General features: G+C 75.7%; 17 protein-coding genes. 2 read left to right on the forward strand and 15 right to left on the reverse strand.

Features of this window, described 5'->3' with window-relative positions:
* The 12 genes from GD970_RS15425 to dinB all read right to left on the reverse strand — a co-directional run.
* A partial coding sequence (locus GD970_RS15425) for a glycosyltransferase (RefSeq protein WP_226925381.1) occupies positions 1-585 on the reverse strand: 585 nt, incomplete at its 3' end.
* Entirely contained in the window at positions 578-1,888 is a 1,311-nt protein-coding gene (locus tag GD970_RS15430; RefSeq protein ID WP_152203793.1) for a peptidoglycan glycosyltransferase FtsW, read from the reverse strand. The genes GD970_RS15430 and GD970_RS15425, both read right to left, overlap by 8 nt.
* Positions 1,885-3,372 carry a UDP-N-acetylmuramoyl-L-alanine--D-glutamate ligase gene (gene murD / locus GD970_RS15435; RefSeq protein WP_193314965.1) on the reverse strand — a complete coding sequence of 496 codons (1,488 nt, stop codon included), beginning with the start codon at positions 3,370-3,372 and terminating at the stop codon, positions 1,885-1,887. Before murD ends, GD970_RS15430 begins: the two co-directional genes overlap by 4 nt.
* Complete coding sequence (mraY, locus tag GD970_RS15440) at positions 3,369-4,457, reverse strand: phospho-N-acetylmuramoyl-pentapeptide-transferase (RefSeq protein ID WP_152203795.1); 1,089 nt, start codon at positions 4,455-4,457, stop codon at positions 3,369-3,371. The genes murD and mraY overlap by 4 nt, the downstream gene beginning before the upstream one ends.
* Positions 4,454-5,902: a UDP-N-acetylmuramoyl-tripeptide--D-alanyl-D-alanine ligase gene (locus GD970_RS15445; RefSeq protein ID WP_152203796.1), complete on the reverse strand. Its 1,449-nt coding sequence runs from the start codon at positions 5,900-5,902 to the stop codon at positions 4,454-4,456. Before GD970_RS15445 ends, mraY begins: the two co-directional genes overlap by 4 nt.
* Positions 5,899-7,476 carry a UDP-N-acetylmuramoyl-L-alanyl-D-glutamate--2,6-diaminopimelate ligase gene (locus tag GD970_RS15450; protein ID WP_152203797.1) on the reverse strand — a complete coding sequence of 526 codons (1,578 nt, stop codon included), beginning with the start codon at positions 7,474-7,476 and terminating at the stop codon, positions 5,899-5,901. The genes GD970_RS15445 and GD970_RS15450 overlap by 4 nt, the downstream gene beginning before the upstream one ends.
* Before the next feature lie 56 nt (positions 7,477-7,532).
* Positions 7,533-9,317, reverse strand: coding sequence for a peptidoglycan D,D-transpeptidase FtsI family protein (locus GD970_RS15455; RefSeq protein ID WP_152203798.1), 1,785 nt, complete (start codon positions 9,315-9,317; stop codon positions 7,533-7,535).
* A complete protein-coding gene (locus GD970_RS15460) occupies positions 9,314-9,715 on the reverse strand; it encodes a hypothetical protein (protein ID WP_152203799.1) in 402 nt (133 codons plus the stop codon). The genes GD970_RS15455 and GD970_RS15460 overlap by 4 nt, the downstream gene beginning before the upstream one ends.
* Positions 9,712-10,737, reverse strand: a complete 1,026-nt coding sequence (gene rsmH / locus GD970_RS15465; RefSeq protein WP_152203800.1) for a 16S rRNA (cytosine(1402)-N(4))-methyltransferase RsmH — start codon at positions 10,735-10,737, stop codon at positions 9,712-9,714. Before rsmH ends, GD970_RS15460 begins: the two co-directional genes overlap by 4 nt.
* 186 nt (positions 10,738-10,923) lie before the next feature.
* Complete coding sequence (gene mraZ / locus GD970_RS15470; protein ID WP_152203801.1) at positions 10,924-11,355, reverse strand: division/cell wall cluster transcriptional repressor MraZ; 432 nt, start codon at positions 11,353-11,355, stop codon at positions 10,924-10,926.
* Between the two features lie 646 nt (positions 11,356-12,001).
* Positions 12,002-12,385, reverse strand: coding sequence for a DUF3040 domain-containing protein (locus tag GD970_RS15475; protein ID WP_152203802.1), 384 nt, complete (start codon positions 12,383-12,385; stop codon positions 12,002-12,004).
* A gap of 52 nt (positions 12,386-12,437) precedes the next feature.
* Positions 12,438-13,688 carry a DNA polymerase IV gene (gene dinB / locus GD970_RS15480; protein WP_152203803.1) on the reverse strand — a complete coding sequence of 417 codons (1,251 nt, stop codon included), beginning with the start codon at positions 13,686-13,688 and terminating at the stop codon, positions 12,438-12,440.
* Between the two features lie 44 nt (positions 13,689-13,732).
* Between dinB and GD970_RS15485 the strand changes: the two genes are divergently transcribed.
* On the forward strand, positions 13,733-14,647 hold the full coding sequence (locus tag GD970_RS15485) for a spermidine synthase (RefSeq protein ID WP_170297292.1): 915 nt from the start codon (positions 13,733-13,735) through the stop codon (positions 14,645-14,647).
* Positions 14,648-14,788: 141 nt separating this feature from the next.
* Here the strand turns inward: GD970_RS15485 and GD970_RS15490 are convergent, their stop codons facing one another.
* The 3 genes from GD970_RS15490 to GD970_RS15500 all read right to left on the reverse strand — a co-directional run bounded on the left by GD970_RS15490 (position 14,789) and on the right by GD970_RS15500 (position 17,842).
* Positions 14,789-14,995, reverse strand: a complete 207-nt coding sequence (locus tag GD970_RS15490; RefSeq protein WP_152203804.1) for a cold-shock protein — start codon at positions 14,993-14,995, stop codon at positions 14,789-14,791.
* 252 nt (positions 14,996-15,247) lie between these two features.
* On the reverse strand, positions 15,248-16,630 hold the full coding sequence (locus GD970_RS15495; RefSeq protein ID WP_152203805.1) for an MFS transporter: 1,383 nt from the start codon (positions 16,628-16,630) through the stop codon (positions 15,248-15,250).
* A gap of 183 nt (positions 16,631-16,813) precedes the next feature.
* Positions 16,814-17,842 carry a PAC2 family protein gene (locus GD970_RS15500; RefSeq protein WP_152203806.1) on the reverse strand — a complete coding sequence of 343 codons (1,029 nt, stop codon included), beginning with the start codon at positions 17,840-17,842 and terminating at the stop codon, positions 16,814-16,816.
* Between the two features lie 250 nt (positions 17,843-18,092).
* Here GD970_RS15500 and GD970_RS15505 point away from each other — a divergent pair, with 250 nt between their 5' ends.
* Positions 18,093-20,381, forward strand: coding sequence for a HelD family protein (locus GD970_RS15505; protein ID WP_226925382.1), 2,289 nt, complete (start codon positions 18,093-18,095; stop codon positions 20,379-20,381).
* Positions 20,382-20,398 lie beyond the last annotated feature (17 nt).

Consider the following 20,398-nt stretch of genomic DNA (forward strand, 5'->3'; position numbering starts at 1 on the left):
AGCGGTCGCGGCGGCGCGCCGGTCGGCGACCAGGGCGGCCACCGGGGCGCGCAGCGGCAGGCCGGTGACCTCCGTGCGCCCGCGCGCCGCGCGCAGCGGCGTGGAGGGGAAGGTCAGCGCCACCGCGGCGGCCCACCGGGCGCCGAGCCGGTTGGCCAGGCCGGGGCGGGCGTTCTGCTCGTGGACGACCACCGGCACGCCGCGGCGGCGGGCGGCGAGGTAGGCCGGGGTGGCGACGTAGCCGCCGAAGCCGACGACCACCTGCGCGCCGGTGGCGTCGATGGCCTCCCCCGCCGCGCGGACGGCGGCGGCGAGGTTGGTCGGCAGGCGGAGCAGGTCCAGGGAGGGCCGGCGCGGCAGCGGCACGCGCGGGACGATCCGCAGCGGGTACCCGGCGGCCGGGACGAGGGTGTGCTCGAGCCCGGCGGCGGTGCCCAGGGCGGTGACCTGCGCCCCGCCGGGCCGCGCGGCGAGCGCGGCGGCGGTGGCCAGCAGCGGGTTGACGTGCCCGGCCGTGCCGCCGCCGGCGAGCAGCACGCGCAGCGCGCCGGCCCCGGGCGCCTGGGGCAGGTTCGGCTCAGCCACGACGACGCCCTCCCACCACGGCCAGGGAGCGGCGCACCACGCCGCGCCGGGAGGCGAGCGCGCGGGCGGCGCCCGGCTCGCTGCGGGCGAAGGCGAGGACCACGCCGACGGCCATGAGGGTGGAGATCATCGCCGAGCCGCCGGCGGAGACCAGCGGCAGCGGCACCCCGATGACCGGCAGCAGCCCGATGACCACGCCGATGTTGATGAGCGCCTGGGCCAGGATCCAGCAGGCGATCGCGGCGGTGGCGATCTGCGCGAAGGGGTCCTTGTGGCGGCGCACGATGCGGAACATGCCCACGGCGAGCACGGCGAACAGGCCGAGGACGACCAGGGTGCCGAGCAGGCCCAGCTCCTCGCCCAACACGGCGAAGATGAAGTCGTTCTGGGCCTCGGGCAGGTAGGACCACTTCTCCCGGGAGGCGCCGAGCCCCACCCCGGAGACCCCGCCGGTGCCCAGGCCCCACAGCCCGTGGCGGGTCTGGAAGCCCACGCCGGTGGGGTCGGCGTCGCCGGCCCCGAGGAAGCTCATGATGCGGGTGACGCGGCTGGGGGAGATCGCCACGAAGAACGCGGCGGCGCCCGCGCCGGCCACGCCGGCCACCCCGAACCAGCGCATCGGCAGGCCCGCGACGAAGAACGCGCCGCCGGCCAGGGCGAGCATCACCAGCACGGTGCCCATGTCGTGCCCGGCCAGGACCAGGCCGAGGGCGAGCAGGCAGCCGATCCCGGCGGGGACGAGCACGTGGCGCCAGTCGGCGAGCAGCCGGCCCTTGCGGGCCAGGACGAGGCCGAGCCACAGGGCCAGGGCGAGCTTGAGGAACTCCGAGGGCTGGACGGTCTGGCCCACGCCGGGGATGTAGATCCAGTTGACGTTGCCGCCCTGCCCGCGGGCCAGGGGCGTGAAGATGAGCAGCTGCATGGCCAGGGCCCCGAGCAGCGCCGGCCAGGCGAGGCGGCGGTACCACTCCACCGGCACCCGGGAGGCGGCCAGGCCCAGCGGCAGCCCGACGACGACGAACTTCACCTGGCCGAGGAAGTCGGCGTAGGGGTTGCCGTCGTTGGCGCGGATGGACTCGATGGTCGACGCCGAGAGCACCATGACCACGCCGATGGCCAGCAGCAGCAGCGTGGCGCCGCCGACGAGGTAGTAGCTCAGCGCCGTGACCTCCCGGGCGGCGGTCGCGCCGCGGGTGCCGGCGTCGCCGCGCACGGCGCGCGCGGCGGTGCGGGCCGCGCGGGCGGCGGGTCGGGCCAGGCCCCGGGCCGGCGCGGGGCGCCGGCTGCCCTCCAGCGTGGTCATTCCCGGCTCCTCAGCTCTCGTGCCGCGCGGGCGAACGCCTCGCCCCGCTCGGCGTAGCTGCGGAACTGGTCCATCGACGCGCACGCCGGGGCCAGCAGCACGGTGTCGCCGGGTTGGGCGAGCCGGGCCGCCTCGGCGACGGCCGTCGGCATCACCCGATCATCGTCGGCGTCGACCTCGATCACGGGGACGTCGGCCGCGTGTCGCGCCAGCGCCGAGCGCAGCGGCTCGCGGTCCTTGCCGATGAGGACGACGGCGCGCAGGTGCTCGCGCTGCTCGGCCACGAGGGCGTCGAAGCGGGCGCCCTTGGCCAGCCCGCCGGCGACCCACACGCACGTCCCGGGCGCCACCGCGCGCAGCGAGGCGGCGGCGGCGTGGGCGTTGGTGGCCTTGGAGTCGTCGACGTAGGCCACGCCGTCGACCTCTGCGACGCGCTCGATGCGGTGCGCCCCGGCGGGGAAGTCGCGCAGCCCCTGGCGCACGTGCGCCGGGTGCACGCCGTGGGCGCGGGCCAGCGCGGCGGCGGCCAGGGCGTTGGCGACCACGTGGCGCGGCACCCCGGCCCCGGCGGGGGCGAGGTGGGCGAGGTCGTCGAGGGTGGCCAGCTCGCCGGCGCCGCCGCGGTGGCGCTCGGGGACGAAGGCCCGGTCGACCAGCAGGTCCTCGACCACCCCGACCTGCCCCACCGCGGGCGTGCCGAGGGTGAAGCCGACGGCGCGGGCGCCCTCGACGACGTCGGCCTCCTCGACCATGTGCCGGGTCTGCGGATCGGCCTCGTTGTACACGCACGCCACCCGGGTGCGCTCGTAGACGCGGGCCTTGTCCGCCCGGTAGGCCTCGTAGGAGCCGTGCCAGTCGATGTGGTCCGGCGCGACGTTGAGGCAGGCGCTGGCCTCGGGCGAGACGGTGTGGGTGGAGTGCAGCTGGAAGCTCGACAGCTCCACGGCCAGCACGTCCGGGGCCTCCTCGCCGCGGCGGGTGGCCACGCGCACGATGGGCGTGCCGACGTTGCCCACCTCGACGGCGCGCTCGCCGGCGGCGGTGAGGATCGAGGCGAGCATGCCCACCGTGGTGGTCTTGCCGTTGGTGCCGGTCAGGGTCAGCCAGGGGGCGCGGGTGCCGTCGGGGCGCGGGGCCTGCAGCCGCCAGGCGAGCTCGACCTCGCTCCACACGGGCACCCCGGCCGCCGCCGCGCGGGTCAGCAGCGGCGAGACGGCCGGGATGCCGGGCGAGACCACGACGACGTCCGGGCGGGCGGCCAGCACGGCGTCGGCCAGCTCGGTGGGGTCGGGGGCGGCGCGCAGCGCGGCGCGGTCGGGCACCTCGCCGCTGTCGCGGGCGGCGTCCAGGGCGGCGGGGGCCGCGTCGTAGCCGGCCAGCCGGGCGCCGGTGCCGCCCAGGGCCTCCAGGGCCGCGCGCCCGGAGGTGCCCAGGCCGACGACGGCGACCCGGGCGCCGTCGAGATCCGTGCGCTGCTCGCTCATGCCGTCGCCGCCACCCACTCCGCGTAGAAGAGGCCCACGCCCGCCATGACGAACAGGGCCGCGATGATCCAGAACCGCACGACGATCGTCACCTCGCCCCACCCCTTGAGCTCGAAGTGGTGGTGCAGCGGGGCCATGCGGAACACCCGCTTGCCGGTGGCCTTGAAGAAGCCGATCTGGATGACGTCGCTCATGACGATGACGACGAACAGCCCGCCGATGATCGCGGCGAGGACCTCGGTGCGGGTGAGGATCGACAGGCCCGCCAGCGCCCCGCCCAGGGCGAGGGAGCCGGTGTCGCCCATGAAGATCTGCGCCGGGGAGGTGTTCCACCACAGGAAGCCGAAGCAGGCGCCGACGATCGCGGCGGTGACGATGGCCAGGTCGCGCGGGTCGCGCACCTCGTAGCACTCCGGCCCCGGGGCGGCGAGGAACTGGCAGGACTGGTTGGCCTGCCAGATGGTGATCGCCGTGTAGGCGCCGAAGACGAGCATCGAGGTGCCGGTGGCCAGCCCGTCCAGGCCGTCGGTGAGGTTGACGGCGTTGGACCAGGCGGTGATGAGGAAGTTGGCCCACAGCACGAACAGCACCAGGCCCAGCCCCATCCCGGCCCAGGCCAGGTCGATGCCGGTGTCGCGGATGAAGGACACGTGCGTCGAGGCCGGGGTGCGGTTGTTCTCGTTGGGGAACTGCAGCGCCAGCACCGCCCAGGAGATGCCGATGAGGGCCTGGCCGATGATCTTGCCCTTGGGGTTGAGCCCGAGGGAGCGCTCCTTGGAGATCTTGATGTAGTCGTCCAGGAAGCCGATGACCCCCAGCCCGACCATGAGGTAGAGCAGCAGCAGCCCCGAGGCGTTGGGCATCCGGCCGGTGGCGAGGTTGGCGATGGCGTAGCCGAGCACCGTCGCGGCGATGATGACGACCCCGCCCATGGTGGGCGTGCCGCGCTTGGTGAAGTGCGCCGTCGGGCCGTCCTCGCGGATGAACTGCCCGTAGTTCTTCCTCACGAGCAGCCGGACGAACAGCGGGGTGCCCAGCAGCGAGAGCACGAGCGCGACGGCGCCCGAGATGAGGACGGCCATCATGCCGGCATCACCCCGTCGGCCGTGGCCACCGTCAGCAGGTCGTCGGCCAGGCGCCAGATGCCCGAGCCGTTGGAGCCCTTGAGCAGCACGGTGTCCCCGGGCCGCAGCAGGGCCTCGAGCCGCTCGCGGGCGGCGTCGACGTCGGGGACCTCGAGGACCTCGGTGCGCGCGCCGGCGCCGCGGGCGCCGTCGGCCAGCGGGGCGGTGCCGGCGCCGACGGCGAGGAGCAGGTCCACGCCCAGCCGGGCGGCGTCGGCGCCCAGGGCGGCGTGCTCGGCGGCGGAGTCCTCCCCCAGCTCGAGCATCTCCCCGAGCACGGCCACCCGGCGGGCGGCCCCGTCGGGCGGGCCGGCCAGGGCGACGAGGGCGCGCAGCCCGGCGCGCATGGAGTCGGGGTTGGCGTTGTAGGAGTCGTCGACGATGCGCACCCCGTCGGGGCGCATGCGCACGTCCATCCGGTGCGGGCTGGCCGCGCCGGCGCCCGCCAGGGCGGCGGCGACGTCGGGCAGGGCCAGGCCGAGCTCGAGCGCGACGGTCGCGGCGGCCAGGGCGTTGGTCACGTGGTGCTCCCCCACCAGCGCCAGGCGCACGGCCGCGCGCTCGTCGCCGGCGGCGAGGGTGAAGGCGGCGCGGCCGGCGTCGTCGAGGGTGACGTCCTCGGCGCGCACGTCCCCGGCGCTGCGCCCGAAGGTGACCACCCGGCCCGGGGCGAGCGGGGCCATGGCCGCCACCCGGGCGTCGTCGGCGTTGAGCACGGCGGTGCCGGTGGGCAGCAGGCCGGTGACGAGCTCGGACTTCGCGCGGGCGACGTTGTCGATCCCGCCGAACTCCCCCAGGTGCGCGCGGCCGACGACGAGGACGACGGCGACGTCGGGCGGGGCGACGGAGGTGAGGTAGGCGATGTTGCCGACGTGGTCGGCGCCCATCTCCAGCACCAGGGTGCGGGTGGTCTCGCTCGCGCGCAGCACGGTCAGCGGCAGCCCGATCTCGTTGTTGAACGACCCGGGCGGGGCGATGCGCTCGCCCAGCGGCTCGAGGAGGCGGGCGAGGAGGTCCTTGGTGGTGGTCTTGCCCACCGACCCGGTCACCGCGACGACCCGCAGCGGGTCGTCGGGGCCGCGGCGGGCGCGCAGCGCGGCGAGCACGTGCCGGGCGAGCGCGCCCAGGGCGGCGGCGACGTCGTCGACGACGACGAGCCGGGCGGGGTCGACGTGGCCGAGCGCCCGGGTGTCGGACACGAGCGCCCCGGCGGCGCCGGCAGCCAGGGCCGCGGCGACGTAGTCGTGCCCGTCGACGTGCTCGCCGGCGAACGCGGCGAAGAGGGTGCCGGGCCCGGCGGCGCGGGAGTCGGTGACGACGTCGCCGTCGACGACGACGTCAGCGGCCTCGGCAGCGAGGTGGCCGCCGGTGACGGCGGCCACCTCGGCGAGGGTCATGGTGATCATGCGGTGGGTCCTCCGGTGCGCGAGGCCAGCGCGGCGCGCACCTCGTCGCGGTCGTCCAGGTGGTAGGGGATGCCGGCGATCTCCTGGACCGTCTCGTGGCCACGACCGGCCACGAGGACCGTGTCGTCGTCGCCTGCCCCCAGCACTACCGTACGGATCGCCTCGGCCCGGGAGGGAATCTCGTCCACGGTGGCCCCGCTCACAGCCCGCGCCCCGGCGAGCACCTCGGCGCGGATCTGGGCGGGCGGCTCGTCGTGGGGGTCGTCGTCGGTGACGACGACGACGTCCGCGGCCTCGGCGGCCACGCGGCCCATGTCCGGGCGCTTGGAGCGGTCCCGCTCCCCCGCCGCGCCGAAGAGCACGACGAGCCGGCCGGCGGTGGCGGGCCGCAGCGCGGCGAGGGCCTGGGCCAGGGCGTCGGTGTTGTGCGCGAAGTCGACGATCACCCGGGGGCGCTCGCTCAGCTGCTCCATCCGGCCGGGCACCACCGGGCTGAGCCCGCCGGCGGCGTCGAGCGCGGCCTGCAGGGCGGCGACGTCCACGCCGCTCTCGAGCACCATGGCCGCGGCGAGCGCGGCGTTGGCGAGGTTGAAGCCGCCGGGCAGGGCGGTGGCGGTGCGCAGGGTGCGCCCGTCGCGGTGGGTGAGGGTGAAGGCGGTGCCGGTGGCGTCGGCGCGCACGTCCCCGACCCGCCAGTCGGCCGGGACCTCCGCGGGCGCGGCGACGGCGAGTGCGACCGCGGCGGCGCCGTCGGCCCGGGCCTGCTCGACCAGGCGGCGACCCCAGTCGTCGTCCACGAGGACCACCCCGCGACGGGAGCGGCGCGGGGTGAACAGGGACGCCTTGGCCTGGAAGTACCCCTCCAGGGTGCCGTGGAAGTCCAGGTGGTCCTGGGTGAGGTTGGTGAAGCCGGCGACGTCGTAGACCAGCGGGTCGACGCGGCCCAGGGCCAGGGCGTGGGAGGAGACCTCCATGACGAGGTCGTCGGCGCCGGCCTCGACCATCGCCGCGAGCAGGGCCTGCAGCTCGTCGGGCTGGGGGGTGGTCAGGGTCGCGGGCACCGCCCGGCCGGCCACCCGCACCTCGACGGTGCCCACCAGCCCGGTGGTGCGGCCCAGGGCGCGCAGGGCGTGGTCGACCATGAACGCCACGGTGGTCTTGCCGTTGGTGCCGGTCACGGCGAAGGTGCCGAGCGCGCGGCCGGGCTCGCCGTAGAGGGCGGCGGCCAGGCGGCCGAGGACGGCCGGGACGTCGGGGGTCACGAGCACGGGCACGCCCAGGTCCGCGGGGAGCAGCCCGGCGCCGGCGGGGTCGGTGAGGACCGCGGCGGCGCCGGCGGCGACGGCGGCCGGGGCGAAGCGGGCGCCGTGCACGTGGGCGCCGCCGATCGCGGCGAACAGCTCGCCGCCGCGCACCCGGCGGTTGTCGGCCACCACGCCGCGGACCTCGGCCGCGGCCCAGCCGTCGGCGGTCGCCGGCGCGGGGGCGAGGTCGAGGGTCGCGGCGAGGTCGCCGAGGCGCTGCGGGGAGGGGGCGGCAGGGCGCAGAAGGTCGTTGTCGGGGAGTGCTGTCACCGCTCCATTGTTGCCGCCCGCGACGACCCGGCCATCCGACGTGGCGCTGCTCACCCCTACCCGGCCTCGCGTGGGAGGTCGGGCGCGGGCGTCGTCGACGGCGGCACGCCCATCTGGCGCAGCCCGAAACCCATGACGTCGCGGAAGACCGGGGCGGCGGTGACGCCGCCGTAGGACATGCCCGGCGGCTTGTAGATCACCACGCCGACGGCGAGCTTGGGGTCCTCGGCCGGGGCCAGCCCGACGTAGGAGCCCAGCCGGGAGCTCAGGCCCCCCTGGCCGTCGGCGATCTGGGCGGTGCCGGTCTTGGCGGCCACCCGGTACCCCTCGACCCGGCCCAGCACGCCCGTGCCGCCGTCGGCGGTGACGCTCTCCATCATCGCGACGACCTTGTCCGCGGTGGCCTCGCTGACCACGCGGGTGCCCTCGCCGACCTCGGTGGGGGTGAACGTGCCGTCGCCGTCGGTCAGCCCGTCGACGATGTGGGGGTCCATCCGCACCCCGCCGTTGCCGATGGTGGCCACCATCGAGGTGTTCTGCAGCAGGCTCACGCTCATGCCCTGGCCGAACATCGTGGTGTAGCGGGTCCGGGAGTCCCAGCTGTCCGGTGGGCGGAGCTGGCCGGGGGTCTCCCCGGGCAGCTCGATGCCGGTGCGCTGGCCGAAGCCGAACCCGCGCAGGTACCCGTAGCGCACCTCGTCGGCGATCTTGTCGCCGATCTGCACGGTGCCGGTGTTCGACGAGGAGGCAAGCACGCCGGTGGTGGTCAGCCGCTCGGTGGCGTGGTTGTCGTTGTCGGTGAAGGTCTGCCCGTTGGGCATGGTGAGCCGGTCCGGCACGGTGAAGGGGGTGTCGGTGTCGACCACGCCCTCCTCCAGGGCGGCGGCGAAGGTGGGCAGCTTGCCGGTCGAGCCGGGCTCGTAGGGCGCCGAGACGGCGCGCGAGCCACGGTCGGCGGCGTCCCACTTCTGGTAGCTGTTCGGGTCGACCGTGCCGGAGTCGGCGATGGCGAGCACCCGGCCGGTGCCCACCTCCTCGACGACGACGGCGCCCCACTGGGCGCCCCACTTGGCCACGGCCTCGTCGATCTTCTGCTGGGCGACGTACTGCAGGTCCCGCTCGATGCTGGTGTGCACGGTGTGGCCGGCGACGGCGGGGACCTCCTCGCGCTGCCCGGTGGGGATGACCTGCCCGGTGGCGCCGATCTCGACGGTGAGCTTGCCGTCCTTGCCGGTCAGCGCCTCGTTGAAGCTCTGCTCGAGCCCGGCCAGGCCGTGCCCCTCGCGCCCGACGTAGCCGATGAGGTTCCCCGCCGTGGCCCCGTTGGGGTAGATGCGCGCCGTCGTCTCCTCCGGCTCGATGCCGGGCACCCGCAGGGCGTCGATGGCCCGCCACTGCTCGGGGGTCAGGCCCTTGGCGATGTAGACGAAGGTGGAGTCGCCCACGAGCTGGGCACCGAGCTCGGCCTTGTCCCGGCCGAGCAGGGGCGCGAGCACCTCGGCCGCCGCCGCCGCGCCGGTGCCCTCCACCTCCCCGGTGTCGGGGTTCTTGCGCTCGTAGTTGCGCACCAGCCGCTGGTTGACGCCCACGTTGAAGCGCTCGACGGAAGTGGCGAGCACCTCCCCGTCGCTGTCGAGGATGTCGCCGCGCGGGGCGCGGATGAGAGAGGTGCGGGTGCGGTCGGCCTTGGCCTGCTCGGCGAGGTCCGGGCCCTGCACGGCCTGGACGTACACGAGCCGGCCGCCGAAGACCATCATGACGGTGAGCAGCAGGATCAGGGCCGCCTGCCGGCGCACCCGGCGGTTCCCGACGGCGGGCGGCGGGGTGCTCCCCCGGCTCACCCCGCCTCCCCGCCTCCGAGCAGCGCGCCGTCGGCGAGGCGGATGAAGCGGAGGTGCTCGGCGGGCACCATGCCCAGCTCGGTGGCCCGGCGCTGCAGCGTGGCCGGCGAGCCGGTCTCCTCCACCTGGGCGCGCAGGGACGCCTCGGCCTCGTCGAGCTTGGTCAGCGCCACCTGCTGGTCGTGGATCTCGTACGCCGTCGCCGCCATGTGGGTGTTGAGCAGCAGCGCCACCAGCAGCGACGCGGTCAGGATGGCGGTGCACAGCAGCAGGTAGGGCACGAGGGAGCGGGCCGGCCGCGGGCTGGCGACGACGGCGAGGCGGGGGCGCCACGCCGGTGCCGGGCGCGGCGCCGACGCGGTGGTGGTTCTCGGGGCGCGGGCGGGCGCGGCGCTCATGCGGGGCTCCTTCGGCTGGTGGGCCGGTCGGTCGGGCGGGTCAGCAGGTGCTCGGGGGTCGGGCGCAGGCGCTCGGCGGCGCGCAGCCGGACGGACTTGGCGCGCGGGTTGCGGGCCTGCTCCTCGGCGTCGGCCTCCTCGGCGCCGCGGGTGAGCAGGCGCAGGTAGGGCTTGTGCGTCTCGGGCTCGACGGGCAGGTCCGGCGGCGCCGACGACCGCGCCCCACGGGCCAGCACGGTCTTGACCGCGCGGTCCTCGAGGGAGTGGTAGGACTCGACGACGATCCGGCCGCCCACGGCCAGGGCCTCCACCGCCCGGGGCAGCGCCCGCTCGAGGACCTCGAGCTCGCCGTTGACGGCGATGCGCAGCGCCTGGAAGGTGCGCTTGGCCGGGTTGCCCCCGGTGCGGCGGGCGGCGGCGGGGATGTTCTCGCGGACGATGTCGACGAGCTCGCCGGTGCGGGTCAGCGGGGCGGTCTCGCGGCGGCGCACGATCGCGGCGGCGATGCGGCCGGCGAACTTCTCCTCGCCGTAGACCTTGAGGATCCGGCGCAGCTCGGCCTCGCTGGCCTCGGCCAGCAGCTGGGCGGCGGAGACGCCGGCGCTCTGGTCCATCCGCATGTCGAGCGGGGCGTCGTGGGCGTAGGCGAAGCCGCGCTCGGTCTCGTCGAGCTGGAGCGAGGAGACGCCGAGGTCCATGAGGACGCCCTGCACGCGGCCGGCAGCGTCGCCGTGCTCGGCGGCGACGCCGTCGATGTGGTCGTAGGTGGTGTGCACCGCGGTGAACCGGTCGGCGAAGGGGGCCAGGCGGGCGGAGGCCAGCGCGATGGCCTGGGGGTCGCGGTCGATGCCGACTACGTGCAGCGCGGGAAAGCGCCGCAGCGCGGCCTCCGTGTGCCCGCCCATCCCGAGGGTGGCGTCGATCAGGACGGCGCCGGGGGCCTGCAGGGCGGGGGCGAGGAGCTCGAGGCAGCGCTCGGCGAGCACGGGCACGTGCCGCGACGCCGCATCTGCCTGGCTCATGGGGTCTTCTCTCCTGGTCCGCGGGGGGCGATAAACGGGGCGGGCCGGCCGCCGCCCGGCCAGGACTCCCTCCGCCTGCTCTGGCGCCGGGGAAGTGCGTCAGAGTCGCGGTGAGAGACCTCGTCGTGCGGGGGTCGGTCGGTGGTGCGGTGGTCGGTGATGGGTCGGGGAGCCGGCGGGAGCGGTTCAGAAGAGGCCGGGGACCACCTCCTCGGCGGTCTCGGCGAAGGCCTCCTCCTGCTCGGCCAGGTAGGTCTGCCAGGCGATCGCGTCCCAGATCTCGATGCGGGCCCCGGCGCCGATGACGGCGAGGTCGCGGTCGAGGCCGGCGTACTGGCGCAGGTTGGCCGGGATGGTGACGCGTCCCTGCTTGTCCGGCACCTCGTCGCTGGCGCCGGAGAGGAAGACGCGCAGGTAGTCCCGTGCCTGCTTGCTGGTGACGGGCGCCTGGCGCAGTCGGTCGTGCATGTTCTCGAACTCGGCGGCCGGGAAGGCGTACAGGCAGCGCTCCTGGCCGCGGGTGAGGACGAGGCCGGGGGCGAGCTGCTCGCGGAACTTGGCGGGGAGGATGAGTCGCCCCTTGTCGTCAAGACGTGGCTCATACGTCCCCAGGAACACACTGGCACCTCCTCCCTTGCGCCAAACCGGTTCCCCCCCGTGCGCCCCACATTACTCCACTTCCCTCCCCCAGCAATGCGAAATGGGGCGCGCTTGTCCGTCACAACCCGGTAAACCCGCAGGTCGGTGCGGTTGGAGCGGAGTGGGGCGCACCGGTCCGGCGGCGCCGAGCGGGCGCCCAGGTAAACCACGGCAGGGGTCCGCTGAACCCATGGAGACGCGGTTTTCGGCGAATTAGCGCCGTTTTATGAGGGGGTATTGGGGCGCGGGCGGGCAGGAGCCCGGGCGCGTGGAGCGAAGTGGAGGAGGGCGTGGTCCTCGACCCGGTGAGGGGTGGGCGAGGCGTGGAGGGGGCCCGTCGACACGCCGTTGCGGCGCGGGGAGGACGGTGGAGGGGCTCGTCGGGGCCTGGACGCCTGCCGGGTGGAGGACGGTGGAGGGCCCCGCTCAGCCCGTGACGCCCGCCGCGTGGAGGACGGTGGAGGGCCCCGCGCGGGCCGCGACGCCCACCCGGTGGAGGACGGTGGAGGGACCGGCGAGCGATCGGCGCCACCGATGCCGGGCCGTGCCAGGAATGCCGACAGCCCACGGCATGGGCCGTGGGCTGCTGGTGATCAGGACGCGCGCACCAAGGGTGCGCGCCGGTCTAGCGGCCGCGCTCCTCGTTGCGCCGGTCCCAGCGGTCCTCCTGGCGCTGCATGAAGCCGCCGAAGGAGGAGCTGGAGGTGGCCGGTCCCCCGGTGCGCTTGCCGCGGCCACGCGCCTTCGCCGTGCCTCGCGGCCCGCTGATCGCGAGCATCACGCCCGCCAGCATGGCCAGGAACCCGAGCACCCCGAGCCAGACGTAGCCGGTGGCCACGCCGCCCACCAGCCCGCCGAGCCCGAGCAGGAAGAGCAGGACTCCCAGGCTGAGCCGGCGCACGTCCGGACGCGGCTTGTCCGCCAGTGTGTTGGCGAGCCGGGGGTCGTCAGAACGCAGCTGCTGCTCCATCTGCTGGAGCATGCGCTGCTCGTACTCCGAGAGAGGCATCGGACCTCCAGTCATCCCGCCAACCCGTCGCCGATGAGGTGACGCTTCGACATCAGGATAGGTCCCGGGAGGCGCCCGGGAAAGCCGAACCTCGTGTGGTGTCGATCAGTGACGCGGGTCGCAGCACCGCGGATCCGAACCTCGCCCGCACGCCGTCCATCGCGCGCTCGGCCTTGGCGCGGTGGGGATCCTCGTCGAGCGTCGCCTGCACCCCGGCGCCGGCGCCGACGAGCCGCTCGGCCCGCACCCCGAGGAGGCGGACGCCGTCGGCCGCGATCGTCACACCCGCGAGGAGCTCGCGCGCGGCCGTGACGATGTCATGCGCCAGGTCGGTCGGGGCGGGCAGCGTCCGCGACCGCGTCAGCGTGGTGAAGTCGGCCATGCGGACCTTGATGGACACGGTGGCCGTGAGCATGCCGTCGGCCCGCAGCCGGGCGCCGCACTGGTGCGCCTGGTCGAGCAGGACCCGCTCGAGCACCGCCCGGTCGGTCACGTCCTCGGCGAAGGTGGTCTCGGTGCCGACCGACTTCTCCACCCGGCCGGGGGCCACGCGCCGGGGGTCGATGCCCCAGGCGAGCTCGTGCAGCCGCTGTCCGGCGGCCACCCCGAGCATGCGGTGCAGCGCCGGCAGCGGGGTGGCGGCGACGTCGGCCACCGTGTCGAGGCCGTGCCGCTCGAGCACGGCGCGGGTCTTCTCCCCCACCCCCCACAGCGCCCCGGCCGGCAGGGAGTGCAGGAAGGGCACCGTCGCCGCGAGCGGGACGAGCAGCAGGCCGTCCGGCTTGGCGTGGGCCGAGGCGAGCTTGGCCACGTGCTTGGTGCCGGCGACGCCCACCGACGCCGGCACGCCGGTGCGGGCGCGGACCTCGCGCCGGACCCACCGGGCGATGGTCAGCGGGGACCCCATCCGCCGCACCGCCCCGGCGACGTCGAGGAACGCCTCGTCGATGCTGACCTGCTCCATCACCGGGGTCACCTCCCCCAGCACCGCCATGACCTCGCGGGAGACCTCGGCGTAGCGGCCGTGGCGGCCGGGGAGGAAGACCCCCTGCGGGCACAGCAGCCGGGCCCGGCTGACCGGCATCGCCGAGTGCACGCCGAAGGCGCGGGCCTCGTAGCTCGCGGCGCTGACGACGCCGCGGTGCTGCCCGCCCACGATCACCGGCCGGCCGCGCAGCTCGGGGCGGTCGAGCAGCTCGACCGAGGCGAAGAAGGCGTCCATGTCGACGTGGAGGATCGTGCAGCCGCTGTCGTCCTCGCCCCACGACCGGCGGGCGGCAGCGCTGCGTGGGGCTCGGCTCATGTCTCCTCCCCGTCTCGGCGCCGGCCCCAGGCTAACGTGGCGGGGTGACACCCCGCCGTGGGCGCCCGTCCCGCCGCGGCGCCGAACCGCTCCCCACCGAGCCCGTCCCCACCTCCCTCGGCACGGCGAGCCTGCGCCGCGAGCCGGGGGCCCCGCACCAGGTGACGCTGCTGCTCGACGGCACCGAGAGCTCCTTCCTCGACCTCGACGACCCCGCCCACCTCGAGTTCGAGTACATGCAGCAGATGGTCGTCGTCCTCGACGCCGCCCGGCCGGCCGGGCCCGTGCGCGCCCTGCACCTGGGCGCGGCCGGGTGCGCGCTGCCCCGGGCGCTGGAGGCGCACCGGCCCGGGTCGACCCAGCTCGCCGTCGAGCTCGACGAGGTGCTGGCGCGGCTGGTGCGCGAGTGGTTCGACCTGCCGCGCGCGCCGCGGCTGCGCATCCGCACCGGTGACGCCCGCGCCGTCACGGCGGGCCTGCGCGACGGCGCCTGGGAGGTGGTGGTGCGCGACGTCTTCGCGGCCGGCCTCGTGCCGGCGCACGTGCGCACCCTGGAGGCGGCCCGGGAGGTGCACCGGGTGCTCGCCCCGGGCGGGCTCTACCTCGTCAACCTCACCGACCACCCGCCGCTGCCGCGGGCCAAGGCCGAGATTGCCGCGCTGCGGGAGGTCTTCGCCGACGTCGCGCTGGTGGCCGACCCCGCGATCCTGCGCGGGCGTCGCTACGGCAACCTCGTGCTGGCGGCCTCGGACGCCCCGCTGCCGGTGGACGCGATCGAGCGGGGGCTGCGCCGCCTGCCGCTGCCCGTCCGGCTCGTCCACGGCGAGGAGCTGACGGCGCTGCGCGGCACCGCCCGACCGGAGCGGGACCCGCCCACGTCCACCGGGCCCCCCGCGGCCCCGGGGACGTCCGCACCCACCGGGACGCCGGACGCCGGCGAGGACCGGGCGCCGTCGTAGCCCGCGTGCGGCAGATCAGGCGTCACGCCTGCCGCCACCGCGGCGGGTCGCGTCACGCCTGCCGCCACCGCGGCGGGTCACGCCGAGGGCCCGTGCCGCCATGGCACGGGCCCTCCCCCGCGGCCTAGGGCCGGGCGGGGGTCAGATGGCGCGGACGTTCTCCGCCTGGGGGCCCTTGGGGCCCTGGGTGATCTCGAACTCCACGCGCTGGGCGTCCTCGAGCGAGCGGTAACCGTCGGCCTGGATCGCTGAGTAGTGGACGAACACGTCGGGGGCGTTGCCCCCGTCCTGCTCGATGAAGCCGTAGCCCTTCTCAGCGTTGAACCACTTCACGGTTCCCTGTGCCATCGTGCTGTGTCCTTCCGGGACGTGTTGTGGGCCGGCCCCGTGCCGGCCCTCGGTCGCCGCAATGCCGTCCCACTTCCTTGCTCGAAGAGGACCCGCCGCGCGGCGGCCACCTCTCCTGGGCCCGGCACCAGGCCGTTCCCGGGTCGCTCGTCAGGGAAACGCAGATGCAACGGGCACAGCATGGCATGAGTCACACGCGCCGATCCAGCATTCGGTACGCGGGTTTGCCTTCCGGACACCGCGGCGGCCGGTTCAGCCCTCGCGGTGGTGGTTGCGCATGCGGGCGATGACCTCCCGCACCGGCGGGACGACGACCCCACCCTCGGCCATGCGCCGCCGGGTGGCGTGCCGGGCGGTGAGCAGGCCGGTGAGCCCGATGACCCACACGACGCCCTGGGCGGCGAACGCGGCGCGGAAGTCGTCGAGGACGTAGTGCCCGTCGGGCCGGACGAGGTCGAGGACGAGGCCGACGAGATAGATGGAGATCAGCGAGGCGACGAAGCCGCCGACGTTGACGACGCCGGTGGCGGTGCCCAGCCGCGCCGGCGGGACGAAGGTGCGCGCGAAGTCGAACCCGACGTTGGAGGCCGTGGCCGTGGACGTCAGGGCGAGCACGAGCACGACGAGCTGCCACGTCGGCCGCGGCGTCGTCGGCACGAGCACCATGGTCCACGCGCCGATGGCGAAGGCGGCGGCGCCGAGCACGAGCCAGGAGCGGCGCAGCGGGTGGCGGGCCTGCAGCTCCCCGGCGACCGGCCCCATCACCACGCCCGCGAGCGCGCTGACGGTGAGGAACACGCTGGCCTCCTGGGCGCTGCGGCCCTGGCCGGCGGTGAGGAACGGGACGCCCCACAGCAGCACGAAGGTGTTGGTGGGAAACAGGGAGACGAAGTGGGTGAAGAACCCCAGCCAGGTGCCCGGCTCCCCCATGACCGCTCGCAGGGAGACCTTCTCACGCCGCGCCGGGACGGCCGCGGGCGGCACCTCGGCGCCGGTGCCGACGGGCTGGACGGACTCGCGCGCCGGCGCCGGTGCCGGGAGGCGCGGGCGGTCGCGCACCACGATGGCGGCGACGATGCCCATGAACACCCCGAGCGCTGCGAGGGAGACGAAGGCCGGCGTCCAGCCGAACCGCAGCAGCACGGCCATGAACGGCACCGCGGAGATGATCTGGCCGGTGGACCCGACGATGCCGGTCATCTGGGTGAGCACGGGCACGCGCCGGGACGGGAACCATGCCGGCACCAGCCGCAGGACCGAGACGAAGGCGGTGGCGTCCCCGACGCCGACGAGGACGCGGGCGGCCAGGGCCATGGGGAGGGTGTCGACGACGGCGAGCATGAGCTGGCCGGCGGCGAGCACCATCGCGCCGGTGGCGATGAGGCGGCGGCTGCCGATCCGGTCGAGCAGGAGGCCCACGGGGATCTGCGCGGCGGCGTAGACGGCGAGCTGGACGACGGAGAACAGCGACAGGGTCGCGGCGGAGATCTCGAACCGGTCGACCGCCTGCAGGCCGGCCACGCCGAGGGACGTGCGCCCGGTGACGGCGACGACGTAGGCCGCCAGCCCGGCACCCCACACTGCGAACGCGAGCCGGGCCGGGGCCGGATCGCGGAAGGGGGACACGACTGCCATTGTCGCAGGCCAGCGGAAAAAGCCCAGGCGGAAGCGCCAGGCGCCCCGGTGAGCCTGCTCACCGGGGCGCCCTGCCCCGACCGCGCTCACACCGGGCGCCCGGGCCCGCCTGGGCACGGCGATGCCCCGGGGCCCGCGCCCCGGGGCATCGCCCGACAGATCAGTCCTGGGCCTGGATCGGGATCAGGCCTGCGGGCCGGGCTCGGCGTCGCCGGGCCGCTCCTCCGGCCGGCCGGTCCCGCCGTCGCCGGTGCGGTCCTCACCGCCGGTGCGGTCGTCGCCGCCCTCGTCGCCCTGCCGGCCGGCCGCGCCGGTCTGCTCGGCGAGGAAGGCCTCGAGCTCGGCGGCGATCTGATCGGCGGTGGGCAGCTCCCGGTCGGCGATCAGCGTCGTCGGGCTGGGCTTGGCGGCCGCCTCCATGTAGGCGTCGTACTGCTGCTCCAGGGCGTGGACCACGGCACCGACCTCCGGGGAGGTGGACACCTGGGAGTCGATCTGCTGCAGCGTCTCCGCCGCGGCCGCCTCCAGCTCGCCCACCGGCAGGGCCAGCCCGGTGTTCCCGGCGATCTGGCGCACCAGCTCGGCGGCGGCCTGCGGGTACTCCGCCTGGGCGAGGTAGTGCGGCACGTTCGCGGAGAAGCCGATCGCGTCGTGGCCGGCGCGGCCCAGGCGCAGCTCGAGCAGGCCGGCGACGTTCCCGGGGACCTGGACGGTGCCCATGATCTGGCGCGGCCGGTCCACGAGCCCGTCGCGGGTGGCGTGCGCCGTGACGGTGACGGGGCGGGTGTGCGGCACGGCCATGGGGATGCCGTGCACGCCGATGGTGCGCTGGACCCCGAGCCGCTCGACGAGGTCGAGGACCGCCTCGGTGAAGGCCTCCCACCGCAGGTCCGGCTCGGGGCCGTGGAGCAGCAGCAGCGGCGTGCCCTCGTCGTCGCGCAGGAGGTCGAGCGCGATGACCGGCTCGTCGTACTCGGTGTAGCGCCAGTCCTCGAAGACCATCGGGGGGCGCCGGGAGCGGTAGTCGACCAGCTCGTCGGGGTCGAAGGTGGCGACCCGCTCGGCGGGCAGCGAGTCGAGCAGGTGGCGGGCGACCAAGGACCCCGCGTGGCCGGCGTCGAGCGAGCCGCGCAGCGCGTGCACGAGCACCGGCACCGGAGCGGCGCCGAACGCGCTCTCGCTCACGGCGTAGAGGTCCTGCGGATCGCGCATGGGTGGGACTCCTCTCACTGGACGGTCAACGTATATAGAGCCCAACACCGCCCGACGGCGCAACATTCCGCGCCGCGCGCCGGCGCCGCGGCGTCGCGGGCCGTCCGCGGCCGGGGCGCGCCCGGCCCGTCGACGCCCTCCGAATCTCGCGCGGAAGGTGCCTGCGCGTGGCCGCCCGGTGGCGGATAATGGATGGCCGTGCCGTCGGCACGACCCCTGTACCGGGGCTGAAGGACGAGAAGGAGCCCGCGTGCCAGGACCGGCCACCACGCCCGAGGACGGCGCCAACGTCGCCACGACGACGCAGGCCGCCGTCGCCGAGGAGCAGGCCTACGTCGACAAGGTCTACGACCGGCTCGACGCGCTGCGGGCGGCCTACGGCGCCCGCCTGGCCGAGGTGCGCCTGGAGGGCCCGAGCGGGTCCCCCCAGAACCGCTCCGAGCGGGACGCGTTCGCGGCCCACTACGCCGACACCGTCGCCCGGCTCGACCAGGTGGAGAACCGGCTCGTCTTCGGCCGGCTGGACAGCCGCGGGGAGGAGCCGCGCTACGTCGGCCGCATCGGGCTGTCCGACGCCGAGCACAACCAGCTCCTGGTGGACTGGCGCGCGCCCAGCGCCCAGCCCTTCTACCAGGCCACCGCCGCCCACCCCGGCGACGTCGTGCGCCGCCGCCACCTCATGACCCGGGCCCGCACCGTCGTCGGCGTCGAGGACGAGCTGCTCGACCACGAGCACCTCGACGAGGCGGTCGCCAGCGGCCTGACCGGCGAGGGGGCGCTCTTCGCCGCGATGTCGGCCGCCCGCGAGGGCCGCATGCACGACATCGTCGCCACCATCCAGGCCGAGCAGGACGCCGTCATCCGCTCCCCGCTCGACGGCGTCCTCGTGGTCCAGGGCGGGCCGGGCACGGGCAAGACCGCGGTGGCGCTGCACCGCGCGGCCTACCTGCTCTACGCCCACCGCGAGCGCCTGGAGCGCTCGGGCGTGCTGCTCGTGGGGCCCTCCCGGGTGTTCCTGCGCTACGTCGAGCAGGTGCTGCCCTCCCTGGGCGAGACCGACGTGGTGTCCACCACGATGGCCGACCTGCTGCCCGGCACCACCGCCACGGCGGAGGACGCCGAGGACGTCGCCGCGGTCAAGGGCCGCGCCGCCATGGCACAGGTGCTCGCCCGCGCCGTGCGCGGCCTGCAGCGGGTGCCCGAGCGGGTCCAGGAGCTCGACGTCGAGGGCAGCACGCTGCACCTGCAGCCCGAGCAGGTCCGCGCCGCCATGGCCCGCGCCCGCCGCAGCGGTCACCCGCACAACCAGGCGCGCGACACCTTCGTCCTGGCGATGCTCGACCACCTCGTGCGCGAGTACGCCGGCGAGAAGGGCATCGAGGACGCCGCCGAGCGCGCCTACCTGACCGAGGACGTGCGCGGCGCCCGGGACGTGCGGGTGGCGCTGAACCTGTGCTGGATGCCGACGACGCCGCACGGCCTGCTCGAGCGGCTGTACGCCCGCCCGGACCTGCTGGCGCGGTACGCGCCGGGCATGTCGGCGGCGGACCGGGCCCTGCTGCACCGCCCGAAGGGCTCGCCGTGGACGGTGGCCGACGTGCCCCTGCTCGACGAGCTCGCCGAGCTGCTCGGCCACCACGAGCAGGCCGAGGCCCGCCGCGCCGACGCCGAGGCCAAGATCCAGGCCGCCGAGGAGCTGCGGTTCGCCCAGGAGGCGATCGCCTCCCAGGGCCTCGGCATGGGGCTGGTCACCGCGGAGATGCTCGCGGAGCGCTTCGCGGCCACCGGGCCCCGGCTCACCACCGCCGAGCGCGCCGCCGCCGACCGGACGTGGACCTACGGGCACATCGTCGTCGACGAGGCCCAGGAGCTCTCCCCCATGGCGTGGCGGGCGCTGCTGCGCCGCTGCCCCGCCCGGTCGATGACCGTCGTCGGCGACCTCGCCCAGCGCAGCGGGCACCGCCCCGCCGCCTCCTGGGAGCAGGTGCTCGGCCGCGCCGCCGGGGAGCACGTGCGCGAGGCCGTGCTCACCATCAGCTACCGCACCCCGGCCACCGTCATGGACACCGCGACCGCGGTGCTGGCCGCGCAGGGGGCGGCCCCCGCCTACCCGGTGCGCGCCGCCCGCGACCTGCCCGACGCGCTGGCCGTGACCCGGGCGGCGGACCTGCGCGGGCGCGTGGTCGACGTCGTGCGGGCCGAGCTCGAGCGGCTCGACGGCTCCGACGGCGTCGGCGCCGGCCGCGTCGCGGTGCTCACCGGCGCCGGGCGCCGGGCCGAGGTGCGCGCCGCCCTGGCCGGCGACGAGGAGCTGCGCCGCGACCTGGCCCCCGCGGGGGCCGACCCGCTCGACGCGCGGGTCGCCGTCCTCGACACGCTCGAGGCCAAGGGGCTGGAGTTCGACACCGTCGTGCTCGTCGAGCCGGCCGAGGTGCTCGCCGGCGGGCCCGGCGACCTGTACGTGGCGATGACCCGGCCGACCCGCCGCCTGCACGTGGTGCACCGGGAGGACCTGCCGGCGGGCTTCCCGGCGGCCTGACCACCTGGCGGACACGG

This window comes from Georgenia thermotolerans (genome assembly GCF_009193185.1).
Lineage (GTDB): Bacteria > Actinomycetota > Actinomycetes > Actinomycetales > Actinomycetaceae > Georgenia > Georgenia thermotolerans.

What these genes read in the sequence shown, in the direction of transcription:
- GD970_RS15430 (WP_152203793.1), bottom strand. Translation starts at nt 1,888, where the DNA reads ATGACCACGCTGGAGGGCAGCCGGCGCCCCGCGCCGGCCCGGGGCCTG.
- murD (WP_193314965.1), bottom strand. Translation starts at nt 3,372, where the DNA reads ATGAGCGAGCAGCGCACGGATCTCGACGGCGCCCGGGTCGCCGTCGTC.
- mraY (WP_152203795.1), bottom strand. Translation starts at nt 4,457, where the DNA reads ATGATGGCCGTCCTCATCTCGGGCGCCGTCGCGCTCGTGCTCTCGCTG.
- GD970_RS15445 (WP_152203796.1), bottom strand. Translation starts at nt 5,902, where the DNA reads ATGATCACCATGACCCTCGCCGAGGTGGCCGCCGTCACCGGCGGCCAC.
- GD970_RS15460 (WP_152203799.1), bottom strand. Translation starts at nt 9,715, where the DNA reads ATGAGCGCCGCGCCCGCCCGCGCCCCGAGAACCACCACCGCGTCGGCG.
- rsmH (WP_152203800.1), bottom strand. Translation starts at nt 10,737, where the DNA reads ATGAGCCAGGCAGATGCGGCGTCGCGGCACGTGCCCGTGCTCGCCGAG.
- GD970_RS15475 (WP_152203802.1), bottom strand. Translation starts at nt 12,385, where the DNA reads ATGCCTCTCTCGGAGTACGAGCAGCGCATGCTCCAGCAGATGGAGCAG.
- dinB (WP_152203803.1), bottom strand. Translation starts at nt 13,688, where the DNA reads ATGAGCCGAGCCCCACGCAGCGCTGCCGCCCGCCGGTCGTGGGGCGAG.
- GD970_RS15490 (WP_152203804.1), bottom strand. Translation starts at nt 14,995, where the DNA reads ATGGCACAGGGAACCGTGAAGTGGTTCAACGCTGAGAAGGGCTACGGC.
- GD970_RS15495 (WP_152203805.1), bottom strand. Translation starts at nt 16,630, where the DNA reads ATGGCAGTCGTGTCCCCCTTCCGCGATCCGGCCCCGGCCCGGCTCGCG.
- GD970_RS15500 (WP_152203806.1), bottom strand. Translation starts at nt 17,842, where the DNA reads ATGCGCGATCCGCAGGACCTCTACGCCGTGAGCGAGAGCGCGTTCGGC.